At 62.7% G+C, this 16,203-nt stretch carries 16 protein-coding genes; 6 read left to right on the top strand and 10 right to left on the bottom strand.

Going from position 1 to position 16,203, the window contains the following annotated elements; translation table 11 throughout:
* Positions 1 to 8 precede the first annotated feature (8 nt).
* Positions 9 to 1,529 (top strand): apolipoprotein N-acyltransferase, encoded by a 1,521-nt coding sequence (gene lnt / locus KY495_RS12600; protein ID WP_307728185.1) that lies wholly within the window; start codon positions 9 to 11, stop codon positions 1,527 to 1,529.
* Positions 1,530 to 1,533: 4 nt separating this feature from the next.
* Here the strand turns inward: lnt and KY495_RS12595 are convergent, their stop codons facing one another.
* Entirely contained in the window at positions 1,534 to 2,115 is a 582-nt protein-coding gene (locus KY495_RS12595) for a hypothetical protein (RefSeq protein ID WP_219879778.1), read from the bottom strand.
* A 438-nt stretch (positions 2,116 to 2,553) separates the two neighbouring features.
* On the opposite strand from KY495_RS12595, the gene glyQ reads away from it, so the two are divergent.
* The 5 genes from glyQ (at position 2,554) to KY495_RS12570 (ending at position 7,864) form a co-directional block, all read left to right on the top strand.
* On the top strand, positions 2,554 to 3,465 hold the full coding sequence (gene glyQ, locus KY495_RS12590; RefSeq protein WP_219879777.1) for a glycine--tRNA ligase subunit alpha: 912 nt from the start codon (positions 2,554 to 2,556) through the stop codon (positions 3,463 to 3,465).
* A 13-nt stretch (positions 3,466 to 3,478) separates the two neighbouring features.
* Positions 3,479 to 5,566, top strand: a complete 2,088-nt coding sequence (gene glyS, locus KY495_RS12585; protein WP_219879776.1) for a glycine--tRNA ligase subunit beta — start codon at positions 3,479 to 3,481, stop codon at positions 5,564 to 5,566.
* Between the two features lie 12 nt (positions 5,567 to 5,578).
* Positions 5,579 to 6,139, top strand: coding sequence for a D-glycero-beta-D-manno-heptose 1,7-bisphosphate 7-phosphatase (gene gmhB, locus KY495_RS12580; protein WP_219879775.1), 561 nt, complete (start codon positions 5,579 to 5,581; stop codon positions 6,137 to 6,139).
* A 73-nt stretch (positions 6,140 to 6,212) separates the two neighbouring features.
* Complete coding sequence (locus KY495_RS12575; RefSeq protein ID WP_374041010.1) at positions 6,213 to 6,932, top strand: lysophospholipid acyltransferase family protein; 720 nt, start codon at positions 6,213 to 6,215, stop codon at positions 6,930 to 6,932.
* Entirely contained in the window at positions 6,929 to 7,864 is a 936-nt protein-coding gene (locus tag KY495_RS12570; RefSeq protein WP_219884232.1) for a M48 family metallopeptidase, read from the top strand. Before KY495_RS12575 ends, KY495_RS12570 begins: the two co-directional genes overlap by 4 nt.
* Before the next feature lie 36 nt (positions 7,865 to 7,900).
* On the opposite strand, the gene KY495_RS12565 is transcribed toward KY495_RS12570, so the two are convergent.
* From KY495_RS12565 to rfbB, 9 genes are all read right to left on the bottom strand, one after another.
* Positions 7,901 to 8,359 carry a YcxB family protein gene (locus tag KY495_RS12565; RefSeq protein WP_219879773.1) on the bottom strand — a complete coding sequence of 153 codons (459 nt, stop codon included), beginning with the start codon at positions 8,357 to 8,359 and terminating at the stop codon, positions 7,901 to 7,903.
* A 128-nt stretch (positions 8,360 to 8,487) separates the two neighbouring features.
* Positions 8,488 to 9,750 carry a lipid IV(A) 3-deoxy-D-manno-octulosonic acid transferase gene (gene waaA / locus KY495_RS12560; RefSeq protein WP_219879772.1) on the bottom strand — a complete coding sequence of 421 codons (1,263 nt, stop codon included), beginning with the start codon at positions 9,748 to 9,750 and terminating at the stop codon, positions 8,488 to 8,490.
* Positions 9,750 to 10,730 carry a lipopolysaccharide heptosyltransferase I gene (gene waaC / locus KY495_RS12555; protein WP_219879771.1) on the bottom strand — a complete coding sequence of 327 codons (981 nt, stop codon included), beginning with the start codon at positions 10,728 to 10,730 and terminating at the stop codon, positions 9,750 to 9,752. Before waaC ends, waaA begins: the two co-directional genes overlap by 1 nt.
* 3 nt (positions 10,731 to 10,733) lie before the next feature.
* The gene (locus tag KY495_RS12550) at positions 10,734 to 12,116 is read right to left on the bottom strand and encodes a phosphomannomutase/phosphoglucomutase (protein ID WP_219879770.1); all 1,383 of its coding nucleotides are present in this window, start codon (positions 12,114 to 12,116) and stop codon (positions 10,734 to 10,736) included.
* Between the two features lie 182 nt (positions 12,117 to 12,298).
* Entirely contained in the window at positions 12,299 to 12,610 is a 312-nt protein-coding gene (locus KY495_RS12545; RefSeq protein ID WP_219879769.1) for an H-NS family nucleoid-associated regulatory protein, read from the bottom strand.
* Positions 12,611 to 12,864: 254 nt separating this feature from the next.
* Entirely contained in the window at positions 12,865 to 13,740 is an 876-nt protein-coding gene (gene rfbD, locus KY495_RS12540; RefSeq protein WP_219879768.1) for a dTDP-4-dehydrorhamnose reductase, read from the bottom strand.
* Complete coding sequence (gene rfbC, locus KY495_RS12535; protein WP_219884231.1) at positions 13,737 to 14,288, bottom strand: dTDP-4-dehydrorhamnose 3,5-epimerase; 552 nt, start codon at positions 14,286 to 14,288, stop codon at positions 13,737 to 13,739. The genes rfbD and rfbC overlap by 4 nt, the downstream gene beginning before the upstream one ends.
* Positions 14,282 to 15,175, bottom strand: coding sequence for a glucose-1-phosphate thymidylyltransferase RfbA (gene rfbA, locus KY495_RS12530; RefSeq protein WP_219879767.1), 894 nt, complete (start codon positions 15,173 to 15,175; stop codon positions 14,282 to 14,284). Before rfbA ends, rfbC begins: the two co-directional genes overlap by 7 nt.
* Complete coding sequence (gene rfbB, locus KY495_RS12525) at positions 15,168 to 16,202, bottom strand: dTDP-glucose 4,6-dehydratase (protein ID WP_219879766.1); 1,035 nt, start codon at positions 16,200 to 16,202, stop codon at positions 15,168 to 15,170. Before rfbB ends, rfbA begins: the two co-directional genes overlap by 8 nt.
* Position 16,203 lies beyond the last annotated feature (1 nt).

Raw genomic sequence — 16,203 nt, 5'->3', positions numbered from 1 at the left:
AGGGTGCCGTGCGTGCCCCGCGCGGCACCGCCCTGCCCATGCTGTTCGCGGCACTTGCCGGCGCCGCCAGCGTGTTTTCGTTTGCGCCCTTCGGCTGGTGGCCGATCCAGTTCCTGTCGCTGGCCTTCCTGTTCTACCAGGTCGGCATGGATACCCGCATCAAGCGCAGCACCCTGATTGGCTGGGCCTTCGGCTTTGGCTGGTCGGTGGCCGGCATGCACTGGCTGTACATCACCATGAACCGTTTCGGGCACATCCCGGGGCCGCTTGCCGTGTTCTTCGTGTGCCTGCTGGGCGTGTACATGGGACTGTTCGGCGCCTTTGCCGCCGGTGTCTCCACCTGGCTGCGGCGCCGCCTGGCGCTGCCGGTGACGAGCTTCCTGCTGGTGGTGCTGCCTTTTGCCTGGGGCGTGTCGGAATGGATGCGTGGCTGGGTCATGACCGGCTTCCCCTGGGCCGCATCCGGCTACGCGCACAATATCAGCCCGCTGGCCGGCTATGCGCCCCTGATTGGCGTGTACGGCGTGGGCGTGATCGCGGCCCTGTGCGCAGGCTGCATTGTCATGCTGACCCAGCGCGCCCGCATGCTGGGCATGGGCGTGCTGGCATCGGTGCTGGCGGCAGGCTTTGGCCTGACTTTCATCCAGTGGACCGAGCCCGTGGGGCAGCCCATCACGGTGCGTCTTCTGCAGGGTAATATCGCCCAGACCAGCAAGTTCGACCCCGAGCACATTGCCCGCGCCCTGGAGCAGTACCGGACCATGGTGATGGCCGAACCGGCCGACCTGATCGCCCTGCCCGAAACCGCCGTGGCACGCATCCCGCAAAACCTGCCGCCTGATTATCTGCCGTCGCTCCAGCAGTACGCCGCCTCCAGCGGCAGCCACCTGATGTTCGGCATTCCCATCGCCGACGGTCCCGGCATGGTGGCCAACAGCGTGGTTGGCATGTCGCCCGGCGGGCGGGCCTACCGCTTCGACAAGCAGCACCTGGTGCCGTTTGGCGAATTCGTCCCCGCCGGCTTTCGCTGGTTTGTCGACATGATGCGCATGCCGCTGGCCGACATGACGCGCGGGGCCGAGGTCCAGGCGCCATTCCCGGTCAAGGACCAGCTGGTGCTGCCCAATGTCTGCTACGAAGACGTGTTTGGCGAAGAAATCGCCCTGCAGCTGCGCAGCAGTGCGCGTCCCGCCACCATGCTGCTCAACGTCTCGAACCTGGCCTGGTTCGGAGAGTCGGTGGCCATTCCGCAGCACCTGCAGATTTCACAGATGCGCTCCATCGAAACGGGGCGCCCCATGCTGCGCGCCACCAACACCGGTGCCACGGCCGTGATCGACGGGCGCGGCAATGTGGTGGCGTCAGTGCCCAATTACGAGTACGGCGCACTCAGGACGACAGTGCAGGGCATGGGCGGCATGACGCCCTTCATCCGCTTTGGCAATTACACTTTTCTGCTCCTGGGCGCGCTCGCGCTCGCCGCTGCCGGACTGTTGTCATGGCGCCGGCGGGCGGCGCCACCAGCATAGCGAACTACTTGCTGCGAGTGTAAAAGCGGCGGTCGATGAAACTGACCGCGGTCACCGGGCCGGCAAAGGCGATGGTGGCGTCATTGGCGATGCGGCTGTCGCTGAACAACACCTTGCACGACCCGTCCACTGCATCGGCACGCGCCTCGCCATTGACCAGGATGGCGCCGCCGTCGTCTCCGTGAAAGCACGCCTTGATGCCATCGTAGGGATTGCGTTTGACTGCCTTGAGCATGGGTGGCGAATAGTTGGAGATCCGGTTTTGCACGGCGGCGATCTGCGCCCTGGCGCTGACGATATCGCCATACGACACTTGCCGGCTGTCCGGCACGCGCAGCGTCCACCACACGCCAACCCAGACCGTGCGCTCGCCGCCGATCAGCAGCTTGGCCTTCTCGTCGTAGGCGTCCTGTAACTCGGGAAGCGCAAAATAGGCACCCCGGCGAATGGGGATGTTGACTGTTGTCGAGCGGCTTACCAGGGTCAGGGCATTGTCGGCCGGCACATAGGCGTCACGCTCGGCTTCCGACATTCCCGGGAAACTGGCGCGGTACCAGGCATCCACCCGTGGCGATTCGGCCGGCATGGATTTGCGCAAATGGTGTTGCACCTCCAGCAAAGGCCGATACGGTAAAAAAGACTCGTCGCGCGGCGGCTGTGCGCCGCCCAGCTGCGTCGTGATACGCCCGGACCCCGGGGATCGTTGCGCCTGCGCGGACAGGTGAACGGCATAACTGCAAGCGGCAACAGCCAGCAACAACAGCGGTGCGCGCACAAGGGGAGTGTTCATGTGGTGGGTGCAAAAAAGTGGTTTGGCAAGGACGCCACGGACATGATACTCAATTGGCAAGTTCCCGCGAGTTTAATTTTCGCCTGAGAAAGTGCCGCAGCGATCGCAGACACGGGAAAATGCCATAAAAGATCACATAGTTCCGGCGCGCAGCCCCGAAAACGCGCCAAACCCGCTAAAATTGGTCGTTTTAGCAAACCTACATCGTGCGTTTTGCGCGCGGCAGCCACCAAGATGCTCACATTCCAACAAATCATCCTGACCTTGCAATCCTACTGGGACAAGCAGGGTTGCGCCCTGCTCCAGCCCTACGACATGGAAGTCGGGGCCGGTACTTTTCACACCGGCACCTTCCTGCGCGCGATTGGTCCGGAACCCTGGCGCGCCGCGTATGTGCAGCCATCGCGCCGCCCCAAGGATGGCCGCTACGGCGAGAACCCCAACCGCCTCCAGCACTACTACCAGTACCAGGTAGTGCTCAAGCCGGCGCCGGAAAACATCCTGGACCTGTACCTCGGTTCGCTTGAAGCGCTCGGTCTGGACCTGAAAAAAAATGACGTGCGCTTCGTGGAAGACGACTGGGAAAGCCCGACCCTGGGCGCCTGGGGCCTGGGCTGGGAAGTCTGGCTCAATGGCATGGAGGTGACCCAGTTCACCTACTTCCAGCAAGTGGGCGGCCTTGACTGCAAACCGGTGCTGGGCGAAATCACCTACGGCATCGAGCGCCTGGCCATGTACCTGCAGGGCGTGGAGAACGTGTACGACCTGGTATGGACCGAGTGGGAAGAAAACGGCGAGGTGAAACGCCTGTCGTACGGCGACGTCTACCATCAGAACGAGGTGGAGCAGTCGACCTACAATTTCGAGCATGCGAACACCGAACTGCTGTTCGCGCAGTTTGCCAACCACGAGTCGGAAGCCAAGCGCCTGATCGAACTGCAGCTGACGCTGCCGGCCTACGAGCAGATCATGCGCGCCTCGCACAGCTTCAACATGCTCGACGCGCGCGGCGCCATTTCGGTGACCGAGCGCGCCGCCTATATCGGGCGTGTGCGCACCCTGTCGCGCCTGGTCGCCCAGGCCTACTACGACTCCCGCGAAAAGCTGGGATTCCCGATGGCTCCCAAGAGCGCTGCCGCCGTCTAAAAGAAGAACAACCATGAACCACACACTACTCGTCGAACTGCTGACCGAAGAACTGCCGCCAAAGGCACTGGTCAAACTGGGCGCGGCCTTTGCCGCCGGTATCGTCAACGGCCTGAAAACACGCGACTTCCTCGATGAAGCCAGCGTGGCCACGGCCTACGCCTCGCCACGCCGCCTGGCCGTGTCCATCACCAATGTCCGCGCCACCTCGCCCGACAAGTCGGTGCGCGAAAAGGTGCTGCCGGTGTCGGTGGCCCTGGACGCCGACGGCAAGGGCACTGCGCCGCTGGCCAAGAAGCTGGCAGCCATGGGCCTGGCGGACCTGGACATCAGCGCGCTGGAGCGCGCCGCCGACGGCAAGGCCGAGAGCCTGTTCTACACGCGCAGCGTGGCCGGCAGCGCCCTGCATACGGGCCTGCAGGCGGCGCTCGAAGAGTCGAGTGCCAAGCTGCCCATTCCAAAGCTCATGAGCTACCAGCGTCCGGACGGCAGCACCGTGCAGTTCGTGCGCCCCGCGCACAGCTTGATCGCCCTGCACGGCGAGCAGGTGGTGCCGGTCACGCTGCTTGGCCTGACGGCCGGGCGCGAAACGCTGGGCCACCGCTTCCTGACCGATGGCGCGGCGCTGCCCATCGCGCACGCGGAGCAGTACGCCGCCACGCTGGAAACCGAAGGCAAGGTCATTGCCAACATCGAAGGGCGCAAGGAAAAGATCCGCGCTGCCCTGCTCTCTGCCGCCGGTGACGACAAGGTGCTCATGCCCGAATCGCTGCTCGAAGAAGTCAGCGCCCTGGTCGAGTGGCCGGTGGTGTACGAGTGCCACTTCGAGGAAGAATTCCTGGCCGTGCCGCAGGAATGCCTGATCCTCACCATGCAGACCAATCAAAAGTATTTTGCGCTGACCGACGCCGCCGGCAAGCTGCGTTCGCGCTTTCTGATCGTGTCCAACATCGCCACCGGCGACCCGCAGCACATCATTGGCGGCAATGAACGCGTGGTGCGTCCGCGCCTGTCGGACGCCAAGTTCTTCTTTGAGCAGGACAAAAAGAAGTCGCTGGCCGAGCGCCTGCCACTGCTGGAAAACGTCGTCTACCACAACAAGCTGGGCACCCAGGCGGCACGCTCGAAGCGCGTGGTGGCCCTGGCGATCGACATCGCCCTGGCGCTCAACTACGACGCCGCGCTGGCTGAGCGGGGCGCCCTGCTGTCCAAGGCCGACCTTCTGACCGACATGGTGGGCGAATTCCCCGAGCTGCAAGGCATCATGGGCACCTACTACGCGCGCCATGACGGCGAAGCCGACGAAGTGGCCCTGACCGCGACCGAACACTACCAGCCGCGCTTTGCCGGCGACAGCCTGCCATCGACCAATACCGGGACCGTGGTGGCCCTGGCAGACAAGCTCGAAACGCTGGTGGGCATCTGGGGCATCGGCCTGCAGCCAACGGGCGAAAAAGACCCGTTCGCACTGCGCCGCCATGCCCTGGGCGTGCTGCGCATGCTGATTGAAAAGCGCATGGACATCTCCATCTCGCATTTGCTGGAACTGGCCAACGCGCGCTTTACCGGCATTGCCGGCTATGTCGACCCGGTCAAGGAAGTGCGCGCCTTCATGATCGACCGCATGCGCGGCATCCTGCGCGAGCGCGGCTTTACGCCGAGCGAAGTGGAAGCGGTGCTGGTGGACGACCTCGATCGCCTGCACGACATCGTCGAGCGCCTGGAGGCGGTGCAGGCCTTTGCCGCGCTGCCGGAATCGGCCTCGCTGGCAGCTGCCAACAAGCGCATCACCAACATCCTCAAGAAAACCGATGTCGCCATTGGCGAAGTATCGGAAAGCCTGCTGCAGGAAGACGCGGAAAAGGCGCTGTTTGCCGCCATTGCCCGCGTGCGCCCGCAGGTGGACGGCGCCTTTGCCACGCGCGACTTCACCGGCACGCTCAAGACGCTGGCCCAGCTGCGCGATGATGTCGACGCCTTTTTCAATGGCGTGATGGTCATGGCCGACGACCCGGCCCTGCGCAACAACCGTCTGGCACTGCTGTCGTCGCTGCACGCGATGATGAACCGGGTGGCCGACATTTCCAAGCTGGCCACCTGAGGACCGCCGCGCATGAAGATGATCATCCTCGACCGCGACGGCGTCATCAACCACGACTCGCCCGCCTTTATCAAGTCGCCGGCCGAATGGATACCCATTCCCGGCTCGCTGGAGGCAATCGCCCAGCTGAACCAGGCCGGCTACCGGGTGGTGGTGGCGTCCAACCAGTCGGGCATCGCGCGCGAGCTGTTCGACATGCGCACCCTGAACGCCATCCACCAGAAGATGCACATGATGGCGCAGCAGGTGGGCGCCGATATCGATGCCATCTTCTTTTGCCCGCATGCGGCGATTGACAACTGCGACTGCCGCAAGCCCAAGCCCGGGATGTTCGACGAAATCTCGAAGCGCTTCAAGATCAGCCTCAAGGGCGTACCCACGGTGGGCGACTCCCTGCGCGACCTGCAGGCAGGTTTCATCAGTGGCTGCGCGCCGCACCTGGTCCTGACCGGCAAGGGGCAAAAGACGTCGGAAACGGGCGGCCTGCCGCCCGGCACCCGCGTCTATCCCGACCTGGCCGCCATGGTGGGCGAGCTGCTCAAGGCGCCAGCGCCCCTGTCCTTCAATATCTGACCGCTTTTTTTTATGGCTGCATCCGGAGACTGTTTTGCTTAAAGTGACCCTGTTCCTGCGTTCCCTGCTGTTCATGGTGGTGATGGTTGTCGCCACAATCGTGTGGGCCTGCGTGTGCTTTCTGGCCGCGCCCCTGCCCTACAACAAGCGCTTCTGGGTCACCTCGCGCTGGAACGTTTTCATCATCTGGTGCGCCAAGGTCATTTGCGGCATCCACTACCAGTTCAAGGGCCGCGAAAACCTGCCCGACGCCCCGGCCATCGTGCTGTCGAAGCACCAGTCGGCGTTCGAGACCATTTTCCTGCTGCCCAACCTCACCCGCCCGCTGGTGTATGTGTTCAAGCGCGAGATCCTCTACATTCCCTTCTTTGGCTGGGCCATGTACCTGCTGCGCATGATCCCGATTGACCGCAGCCAGGGCAAGAACGCGTTCAAGCATGTGGTGGAACATGGCAAACGCCGGCTCGCTGACGGACAATGGATTATCATGTTCCCGGAAGGGACCCGGATCCCGGTTGGCGAAAAGGGCAAATACAAAAGCGGCGGCACGCGCCTGGCTGTCGAAACCAACACGGTTGTCATACCGATCGCGCATAATTCAGGCGAGTGCTGGCCCAAGAAGTCGTTCCTGAAGCGCCCCGGCGTAATTACGGTCTCTATCGGCAAGCCGATTTCGCCCGCCGGCCACACGGCCGAGAGCATGATGCAAGAGGTAGAAAATTGGATAGAATCAGAAATGCGCGTCATTTCGCCCCACGTCTACAGCGCTGGCTCAGCGAAGTCGGCGCCCTGATACGGGCGTCGTCTAACGAGCCTGACACCCGTCAGGCCAGGATCAATCCGGCGCAGCTCGAGCTGTTCGCGCAGGACTTCTACGCGGCGCTCGAACCGGCGGCGCCTGCGCCCCGGCCCGCGCCGCCCCAGCCCCTGTTCAAGGCGCCGCCGGCGCCACCCAGGGTGGTACTGCCGGTCCCCACCCCTGCCCCGGACGCGCCGCCACTGCGCCGCATCCAGCTTGGCCCTCATAGCCTCGAATTTGAATTGCGCCGCTCCAGCCGGCGCTCGATCGGCTTCATGATTGACGATAACGGCTTGCGCGTCACGGCGCCGCGCCGCATCACGCTGGCCGAAATCGACAATGCGATCCGCGCCAAGCAGCGCTGGATCCTGACCAAGCTGCAGGAACGGGGCGAGCGGCGCGCGGCGCGCCAGCAGACGCCCCCGGTGCAGTGGATCGATGGCGCCCGGCTGCCCTACCTGGGCGGCGAGATCACACTGCGCCTGGTGGAGGCCACCCGCAGCAGCTGCGTGTTTGACGGCCAGGCGCAGGTGCTGACCATTGGCGTGGTGCCCGGGCTGGCCGAATGGCAGCTCAAGGAACGCGTCAAGATCTGGTATCGCGACCAGGCCAGGCGCATCTTTGCAGAACGCATGGACGCGTATGCGCAGCGCCTGGGCGTGTCGTACGCCTCGCTGACGCTGTCGTCGGCCGGGACCCGCTGGGGCTCATGCACTGTGGGTGGCAACATTCGCCTGAACTGGCGCCTGGTGCATTTTTCGCTGCCGCTGATTGATTATGTGGTGGCACATGAACTGGCACACCTGAAGGAAATGAACCACAGCCCGAGGTTCTGGGCCACGGTGGCATCGGTTTATCCGGACTACGACGGGGCCAAGACGGCGCTGCGCCAGCGCTCGCAGGAATTGCCCGTGCTATTTACCTGATGCGGCCCGCTGCGCCTGGCGGCGCAGCCGTGGCGCTCACGCGTGGCGCGAAGCCTTGACGGTGGCCGCGAACACCTCCATGAGACGGGTCTGGGCCGTATCGAGGCAGCGAAACGGCACCGGCAGGGTGCCGCGCTTGAGCACCATCATGTAGCCATTGGTATAGCGCCGGATGGCGATGACGTCGCCCCACGGCACCAGGGTGACGCCGGTGCCGCTGGTACGCACGATGCCGTGGACATCGACCAGGAAGTCGTACAGGTGGCGCGAGCGGCCCTGCGCCACAAAATGCATGGCCGCGGCCGAGGTGCTCTTGGTGAGCATCCACCAGGTGGCGAATTTGCCGATGCGGCGGCGGCGGATCAGGTAACCCGCGTGCTGCCACATGAAGCTCACGTATTCAGGCAGCGCATAGCGCACCTTGAAATGCAGTTCTTCGGCAGCGGCCGGCAAGGTCTCGCCGACCTCGCCCGCATCCGGATAGGCAGCGTCCATGCGACGTCCACCGGGCGAGCCTTCGCGCCATAACGGCGCCCCGGCAGCGTTACTGCCGGCTTGTGAAGCTTGATTCAACCGCGACATGACAATCCCCTCTTTTTATTGTGAGGACATGGTACCAGTGGTCAGGCAATTATGTGTCGCAGCAAACCAACTGTGCGCGCTGTCGCGCCCCGGTGCTGGCCTGCAAAGGCGGCGCCGGCTTCTCCCATGGCCGTCCTTGCCGTTTCATCCACCAATAATCTGCGCGCTTGTTTAACTAACTCTTTGGCATCCGCCACGCATAGGGCGCCGCCGGCGGCAATCGCCTCCTGCGTGACAAGCTCGAAATTGAAGGTATGGGGACCGGTCAGGACCGGCTTGCCAAGCGCGCATGCTTCGATCAGGTTCTGGCCACCCAGGGGCAGCAGGCTGCCGCCGATAAAGGCCAGCTCGCAGGCGGCGTAGTAGGCGAACATTTCGCCCATCGAGTCGCCCAGCAGCACCTGCTCGCTGACTGCTGATTCGCCCAGCAGCGAGCGGCGCGCAAGCGTCAGCCCGCGCGCGGCGACCAGCGCCGCGACATCGTCAAAGCGCTGCGGATGGCGCGGCACGATCACCAGCAGGGGGGCGTCAAGCTGCGCCAGCCAGGGCGCGAACGCGTCCAGGATCAGCGCCTCCTCGCCTTCACGCGTGCTGGCGCACAGCATCACCTTGCGCTCTCCCATGCTGCGGCGCCACGCTGCGCCCAGCTCCAGCGCCGCTTGCGGCACCACCACATCAAACTTGATGCTGCCGGTGACGGCCACCTGGCGCGCGCCGAGCGCGCGCACGCGCGCAGCGTCGGCCTCGGTCTGGGCAGCCACCAGCGCCAGCGCTTCGGCCGCGTCGGTCATGAGAACGCCAAACTTGCGGCCGCGCCGCAGCGAGCGCGCCGACAGGCGGGCATTGACCAGCGCCACCGGCACCGCCGGATGGCAGGCGGCGACCAGGTTGGGCCACACTTCAGTCTCCATCAGGATGCACACGCGCGGCGCGAAGTGGCCGATGAAGCGGCGCACCATGAACGGAATGTCGTAGGGCAGATAGGCCTGCAGCACACGCTCGCCATGGCGCGCAAACAGGGCCTTGCCGGTGGCGCGCCCGGTAGGGGTCATGTGGGTCAGGATGATGCGGCTTTCGGGCCACTGTGCCAGCAGTGCATCCACCAGCGGCTCGCTGGCGCGCGTTTCACCGACCGACACCGCGTGCACCCACAGGGTGTGGCGCGGCGCGATCGCTTTGCCGTAAAAGCCCAGGCGTTCGCGCCAATGCTGGCGGTAGCCGGGCTCCTTGCGCCCACGCCACCACAGCCGCGCCAGGACCAGCGGCAGCGCCAGGCACCACAGCAGCGTGTACAGATGCCGCATCAGGACCGGTCCAGCAGGCCGCGCGCGGCCTCGATCACGGCCTGGGCCGAGGGCGGCGCGCCCTTGTCGCCCAGGTTGACGATGACGGGCGACCAGTTGCCCTCGGTCTTCCACTTGGGCGAGTCGCAGTAGATTTCCACCGTGGGGCGCCCGAAGGCCGCCGCGATGTGGGTCAGGCCGGTATCGACGCCGATGGCCAGCGCCGCATTGCGGGCCAGCGCTACCGCGTCCATCATCGACAGTTGGGGCAGCAACTGCGCGTGCGGCAGGTTGGCGGCCAACATCTCGGCCTCGTATTTCTCGCCCGGCGAGCCCCATGGCAGCAGCACCGGCATTGGCGCGAGCGCCTTGCCGGTCGCGACCCAGTTCTCGGTGGCCCACTTCTTGGACGCGCCTGCGGTCCCATGGAAAAACACGGCATAGGGCGCAGCCGGCATCCAGTCGCACCTGCTGGCCGCGTCCGGCGACGGCAGGCCAAAGTCGGGCGCGCTGTCGGCCTGGTAGCCGAGCGCGGCGGCCGCGACCAGCCGGCCGCGCGCCACTGCATGGGTGCGTGGGTCGAGCCGGATGCTCCTGGTATGGAACAGGCGCGAAATGCCTTCATAGCCGGAGCCTTCGCTGCCGTTGGCCAGGCCCACCTTGGCGCCGCCCTTGACCACGCGCGCCGCGCCCATGATCAGGCCCGTCTTGAGCAAGCCCTGGGTGTCGAACACGTAGTCGTACGCTTCTTCACGCAGGGTGCGATAGAAGGCCTTGATCTCGGCCCGGGTGGCAGGATTGCCAAGGCTCTTGCGCCAGCGCCGCAGGGCAAACGGAATAATCCTGCGCACACCCGGGTTCAGCCGCACCAGGCTGACATAGCCTTCCTCCACCACCCAGTCGATGGTGGCGCCGGGATGGTTGCGCAAGATGTCGGCCACCATCGGCAGATTGTGCAGCACGTCCCCCAGCGAGGAGACGCGCACCAGCAGGATCTTCACGGCTTAAAACGGCAGCTGCGCGTCTGGCCTGGCGGCCAGGATGACACGCTTGAACTCAGCCTGGATGCGGGCCAGCGCCACCGGCGTTTCCGCTTCAAAGCGCATCACGATCACCGGCGTGGTGTTGGACGAGCGGGCCAGCCCGAATCCATCCGGGTACTCCACGCGCAGGCCATCGATATCGATGATGCGCTCGGAACCGGGGAAAGTGGCGTTGGCGCGCAAGTGATCCATCAGGGTGACATTCTCGCCTTCCTTCAGGTGCAGGTGCAGTTCCGGCGTGCTGTCGGACTGCGGCAGCGCGTTCATGAGCGCCGACGGGTCTTCCACACGGGTGAGCAGCTCCAGCAGGCGGGCGCCTGAATACAGGCCGTCGTCAAAGCCGTACCAGCGCTCCTTGAAGAAAATGTGGCCGCTCATTTCACCGCCCAGCGGCGCGCCGGTTTCGCGCAGCTTGGCCTTGACCAGCGAGTGGCCAGTCTTCCACATCAGCGGCTCGCCGCCATGTTTGGCGATCCACGGCGCCAGGTGGCGCGTGCATTTGACGTCATACAGGATCTGGGCACCCGGATTACGGACCAGGACATCTGCGGCAAACAGCATCATCTGGCGGTCAGGATAAATGATCTGGCCATCCTTGGTCACCACGCCGAGGCGGTCGCCGTCACCGTCAAAGGCAATGCCGATTTCGGCGTCGGTCTCCTGCAGGCAGCGAATCAGGTCTTGCAGGTTTTCCGGATGCGCGGGGTCCGGGTGGTGATTCGGGAAGTTGCCGTCGACTTCGCAGAACAGCTCGATGACTTCGCAGCCCATGCCGCGATACAGGTCGCCGGCAAATGCGCCGGCCACACCATTGCCGCAGTCAACGGCAATTTTCATGGGACGGCTGATCTTGACGTCGCCAATGACGCGCTGCAGGTACTGTTCCTTGATGTCGTATGTGCTGTAGCTGCCCGGGGTGGCGGCAACGCTGCCGTCATGGGCTTGAATGCTCTCGTACAGGGCCGTGATGGTGGCGCCGTGAATGGCTTCGCCGGCCAGTACCATCTTGAAACCATTGTAGTCAGGTGGATTATGGCTGCCGGTGACCATGATGCCCGAGGCAGCGCCCAGCACATTGGTGCCGAAATACACCATGGGAGTGGCAACCACGCCCAGGTCGATGACGTCCACGCCTGCCGCCTGCAAGCCGGCGGCCAGCGCGGCAGACAGTTCCGGCCCGGACAGACGCCCGTCGCGGCCGATGACGACCGTGCGTTCGCCTTTGGCCAGGGCGGCGCGGCCGAAAGCCTGGCCGATCTTGCCGGCCACGCCAGCGTCGAGCGTGGAGCCGATCACGCCGCGGATGTCATAGGCTTTGAAAATGGTCTTGGAAATTGGAAGCATCAGGAACCCTGGAAATGGGCCGCATCGCACGGGGCGATGACAGGCAGGCATGAAATGTGGGGAAATATCAGATTGAAAACTATTGAAGCGTATTGTAGCGGCAAGCGGGGCCGTTTGGAAAATGGCCCGCGAATCCTGCCGCTACCGGGGCAGTGTCAATTACATGAATCTTGCCCGGACATTCAGCCTACGCGCAGCTTGTCGATGGATTTGCCGCCATCGACCCATTCCTTGACCCATTTTGGCTGGCGTCCGCGCCCGGTCCATTGCTGGGACGCATTATCCGGGTGGCGGAAGCGCACGGCCACGGTGCCGCTCTTGGCGCGGGGGGCCGATGCGATCAGGTCTTTCAAGGGTACGCCGACACTTTGGGCGATTGCCAGGATCTGTTCGCGCGCTTTTGCGACTTCCTGGTGCTCGCGCTTTTTCATTTCCTGTTTGATTTGGTCCTGCAGGTTGCGTAAGTCGCCAACGGACATATTAGACAGATCCATCATCGTTCCTTGAATGAGAGTTGAATCAGATTAGGTGAAAACTCACCAATTGTCGCAATATACTACATTCGCATCTTATTGCCAGTCTTATTGCGCAAAATAAGACATCTGGAATCCTGAAAATGCACCTTACCTCGCCGCCACCTATCCCGAATGACAAAGAACAATAAACATAAACTTTCAGGGATTAAGCAAATGGGGTGAGCCGCGCCGGCACCCGTAGTCCAGCAATCCGCCATTGGCTGGTATCCAGATCACCTTTTTTGAGCGTACCCGTTGAGGCACAATTGTAATGCCGTGTCCCACGCCGGGATTGCGCAAAACCGGGACGTGAGTTTATCCGTATTCAGCATTGAATTGGCCGGGCGCCGCGCCGCGCCGCCATACTCGGCAGTGGATATCGGTATCACCTGACACGCCAAACCGGATCGGGCAAGGATTGCTTTGGTAAATCCATACCAACTGGTCTGCCCGCCCGCACTCATGTGGTAAATGCCGCCATGACGCTCCCACCATGCCTGGCCACCAGTGCGCGCCTGCAGCAATACCGCAGCTGTGCAGTCTGCAATGGTCCGGCTCCAGGTGGGGGCGCCATGCTGATCAGAAACCACACGCAGTTCGTGGCGCTCGCGCGCCAATTGCAGCATGGTGGTAAGAAAATTATTGCCGCGCAAGCCATACACCCAACTGGCGCGCAAGATGAGGTGCGCAGCGCCCGACTCGGCAATAGCGCGCTCCCCGGCCAGCTTGCTGGCGCCGTAGCTATTGAGCGGATTGGTCTGATCGGTTTCCAGGTAAGGCCCCGCTTTGCCACCATCAAAAACATAATCGGTGGAAAAATGCACGAGTGGCGCACCGAGCCGGCGCCCTTCTGCTGCCATCAGGCCTGGCGCCAACGCATTGATGCGGTGCGCCAGCGCCCCCTGGGTTTCCGCCAGGGTGACATTGGTATAGGCTGCGGCGTTGACAATCAGCTGGGGGCGCATCGCCCTGATAACGGTACGCAACTGGTCAAGATCTCCCAGATCCAGGAGGGCGCGCCCGGGGGCCACCACCTCGCCCAGCACCTGCAGCGACCGTTCGAGCTCATGGCCCACCTGCCCGGTCGCACCGGTGAGCAGGATTTTCATTCGAAGTACTCGGCATCGGCAAACAGCGTCCCCTGACTGTCCTTTCCGGATAACATGGGAGCACCCTCCAATGGCCAGTCGATAGCCAGGGCCGGATCGTTCCAGATTACCGCGCGCTCGAATTCCGGGGCCCAGTAATCCGTGGTCTTGTATGCGCACTCTGCAGTTTCGCTGGTGACGACAAAGCCGTGGGCGAAACCGGGCGGGACCCAGATTTGATGCCGATTCTCGGCCGACAGTTCAGCACCGACCCATCGGCCAAAGAATGGCGAGGAGCGCCGCATGTCCACAACCACATCGAAAATGGCCCCGGACAGCACGCGCACCAGTTTTCCTTGGGGTTGGCGGATCTGGTAATGCAATCCCCGCAAGACTCCCTTGGCTGATCGCGAGTGATTGTCCTGCACGAAATTGGCTGGCACGCCAGTGAGTTGTTCAAACCGGCGCGCATTAAAGCTCTCAAACGAAAAGCCACGGTCATCGCCAAACACCTGGGGTTCCAGAATCAGCACTTCCGGGATGGCGGTAGGGGTAATTTTCATTAGAATATTTTATCTTGGAGAACTTGAAGGAGATATCGCCCATAACCATTCTGTTTCAGCGGCGCTGCCAGTTGCTCCAAGTCACTGGCTGAAATATAACCCTTACGATAAGCAATTTCTTCAGGTACGGCAACTTTCAAACCCTGCCGCTTTTCGATAGTGGCGATGAAATGTGACGCATCAAGCAAGGATTCATGGGTGCCGGTGTCAAGCCAGGCCATACCGCGTCCCATGACTTCCACGGCCAGCTTGCCAGCCTCTAAATAAGCCCGATTAATATCTGTAATTTCCAGTTCGCCACGCGCCGATGGTGTGATCTGCGCGGCGATGTCGCACACCTGCTGGTCATAAAAATACAGGCCCGTCACTGCGTAAGGGGATTTTGGCTGCTGCGGCTTTTCTTCAATACTGATCGCGCGCCGGCCGGCGTCAAATTCCACCACGCCATAACGCTCCGGGTCTTGCACGTGATACGCGAAAACGGTGGCCCCGTCCTGCTGCGCGCTGGCCATATTGAGCCTTTGATCAAGGCCATGCCCATAGTAGATGTTGTCGCCAAGGATAAGCGCCGAAGGCTGCCCGTCCACAAAAGACCGGCCGATAATGAATGCCTGGGCCAGCCCGTCAGGAGAAGGCTGGACTGCATAGCGCAGGCTGATGCCCCACTGGGCGCCATCGCCGAGCAGTTCCTGGAAACGCGGCGTGTCGGCCGGTGTGGAAATGACGAGAATCTCCCGGATTCCTGCCAGCATCAAGGTGGTGAGCGGGTAATAGATCATGGGCTTGTCGTACACCGGGAGCAACTGCTTGGAGACGCTGACGGTTACCGGATAGAGCCGTGTTCCTGAGCCACCTGCCAGGATGATGCCCTTGCGCTTGACAGGATTATGCATGGTCGGCAACTTCCTTCCCAGCCATCGCCGCAACCCAGTCCCGATGATTCAGGTTCCATGCCACAGTTTTGACCATGCCGGTTTCGAACGATTCAATCGGCGTCCAGCCCAGCTCGCGCTCAAGTTTTGAGGAATCAATAGCATAGCGCCGGTCATGACCAGGGCGATCCTGTACGTGACGAATCTGGGCGCGATAGCTGGTCTGCCTGGGAATGAGCCTGTCCAGTATATCGCACAAGATATGGACAATCTCGATATTGGTTTTTTCGCAGCCCCCTCCCACGTTATACACTTCGCCGGGTGTTCCGCCATCGAGCACGCACCGTATGGCTGCGCAATGGTCACTGACATACAGCCAGTCGCGCACCTGGTTGCCGTCTCCGTACACCGGTAAGGGTTTGCCACTTACCGCATTGGCAATCATGAGCGGAATGAGTTTTTCCGGATACTGGAACGGACCGTAATTGTTGGAGCAATGGGTTGTCAGAGTCGGCAGGCCGTACATGCGATGATAAGCGCGCACCAGATGGTCTGCCGCCGCCTTGGACGCCGAATAGGGGCTGTTGGGTGCAAAGGCCGTTCTTTCCGTGAAAGCGGGGTCGCTCGCGCCCAGCGACCCGTACACCTCGTCGGTTGAGACATGCAGAAAGCGAAACCCCGACCGTTCGCCCGGAGCGAGCGTGGAACAGTAGCTTCTAGCCGCTTCCAGCAACGTGAAAGTGCCGTTGATATTCGTTTCAATAAATATGGCGGGGTCGCGGATTGAGCGGTCGACATGGCTTTCCGCGGCCAGATGCACAATGGCGCGTGGCCGGAATTTATTCAGCAAGTCCAGAACCAGCCGGCTGTCGCAGATATCGCCGTGCACAAAGACGTGGCGTTCGTCGCCTTCCAATGAAGCGAGATTGCTCAGATTGCCTGCATAGGTCAGCTTGTCGAGATTGACCACCGGCTCATTGCAGCCGGCAAACCAGTCAAGGACAAAATTGGCGCCGATAAAGCCGGCGCCGCCCGTTACTAAAATCATG

The organism is Massilia sp. PAMC28688, from assembly GCF_019443445.1.
Classification (GTDB): domain Bacteria; phylum Pseudomonadota; class Gammaproteobacteria; order Burkholderiales; family Burkholderiaceae_D; genus Telluria_A.
Note: the sequence above shows the minus strand (reverse complement) of the source record. Positions and strands in the feature narration are given on the sequence as shown.

Excerpts from the sequence above, each read along its gene's own strand:
- KY495_RS12550 (WP_219879770.1), bottom strand. The coding sequence starts at position 12,116 with ATGCTTCCAATTTCCAAGACCATTTTCAAAGCCTATGACATCCGCGGC.
- glyQ (WP_219879777.1), top strand. The coding sequence starts at position 2,554 with ATGCTCACATTCCAACAAATCATCCTGACCTTGCAATCCTACTGGGAC.
- rfbD (WP_219879768.1), bottom strand. The coding sequence starts at position 13,740 with ATGAAAATCCTGCTCACCGGTGCGACCGGGCAGGTGGGCCATGAGCTC.
- gmhB (WP_219879775.1), top strand. The coding sequence starts at position 5,579 with ATGAAGATGATCATCCTCGACCGCGACGGCGTCATCAACCACGACTCG.
- KY495_RS12565 (WP_219879773.1), bottom strand. The coding sequence starts at position 8,359 with ATGGACGCTGCCTATCCGGATGCGGGCGAGGTCGGCGAGACCTTGCCG.
- KY495_RS12595 (WP_219879778.1), bottom strand. The coding sequence starts at position 2,115 with ATGCCGGCCGAATCGCCACGGGTGGATGCCTGGTACCGCGCCAGTTTC.
- rfbA (WP_219879767.1), bottom strand. The coding sequence starts at position 15,175 with ATGCATAATCCTGTCAAGCGCAAGGGCATCATCCTGGCAGGTGGCTCA.
- KY495_RS12545 (WP_219879769.1), bottom strand. The coding sequence starts at position 12,610 with ATGGATCTGTCTAATATGTCCGTTGGCGACTTACGCAACCTGCAGGAC.
- waaA (WP_219879772.1), bottom strand. The coding sequence starts at position 9,750 with ATGCGGCATCTGTACACGCTGCTGTGGTGCCTGGCGCTGCCGCTGGTC.
- glyS (WP_219879776.1), top strand. The coding sequence starts at position 3,479 with ATGAACCACACACTACTCGTCGAACTGCTGACCGAAGAACTGCCGCCA.
- KY495_RS12575 (WP_374041010.1), top strand. The coding sequence starts at position 6,213 with ATGGTGGTGATGGTTGTCGCCACAATCGTGTGGGCCTGCGTGTGCTTT.
- rfbB (WP_219879766.1), bottom strand. The coding sequence starts at position 16,202 with ATGATTTTAGTAACGGGCGGCGCCGGCTTTATCGGCGCCAATTTTGTC.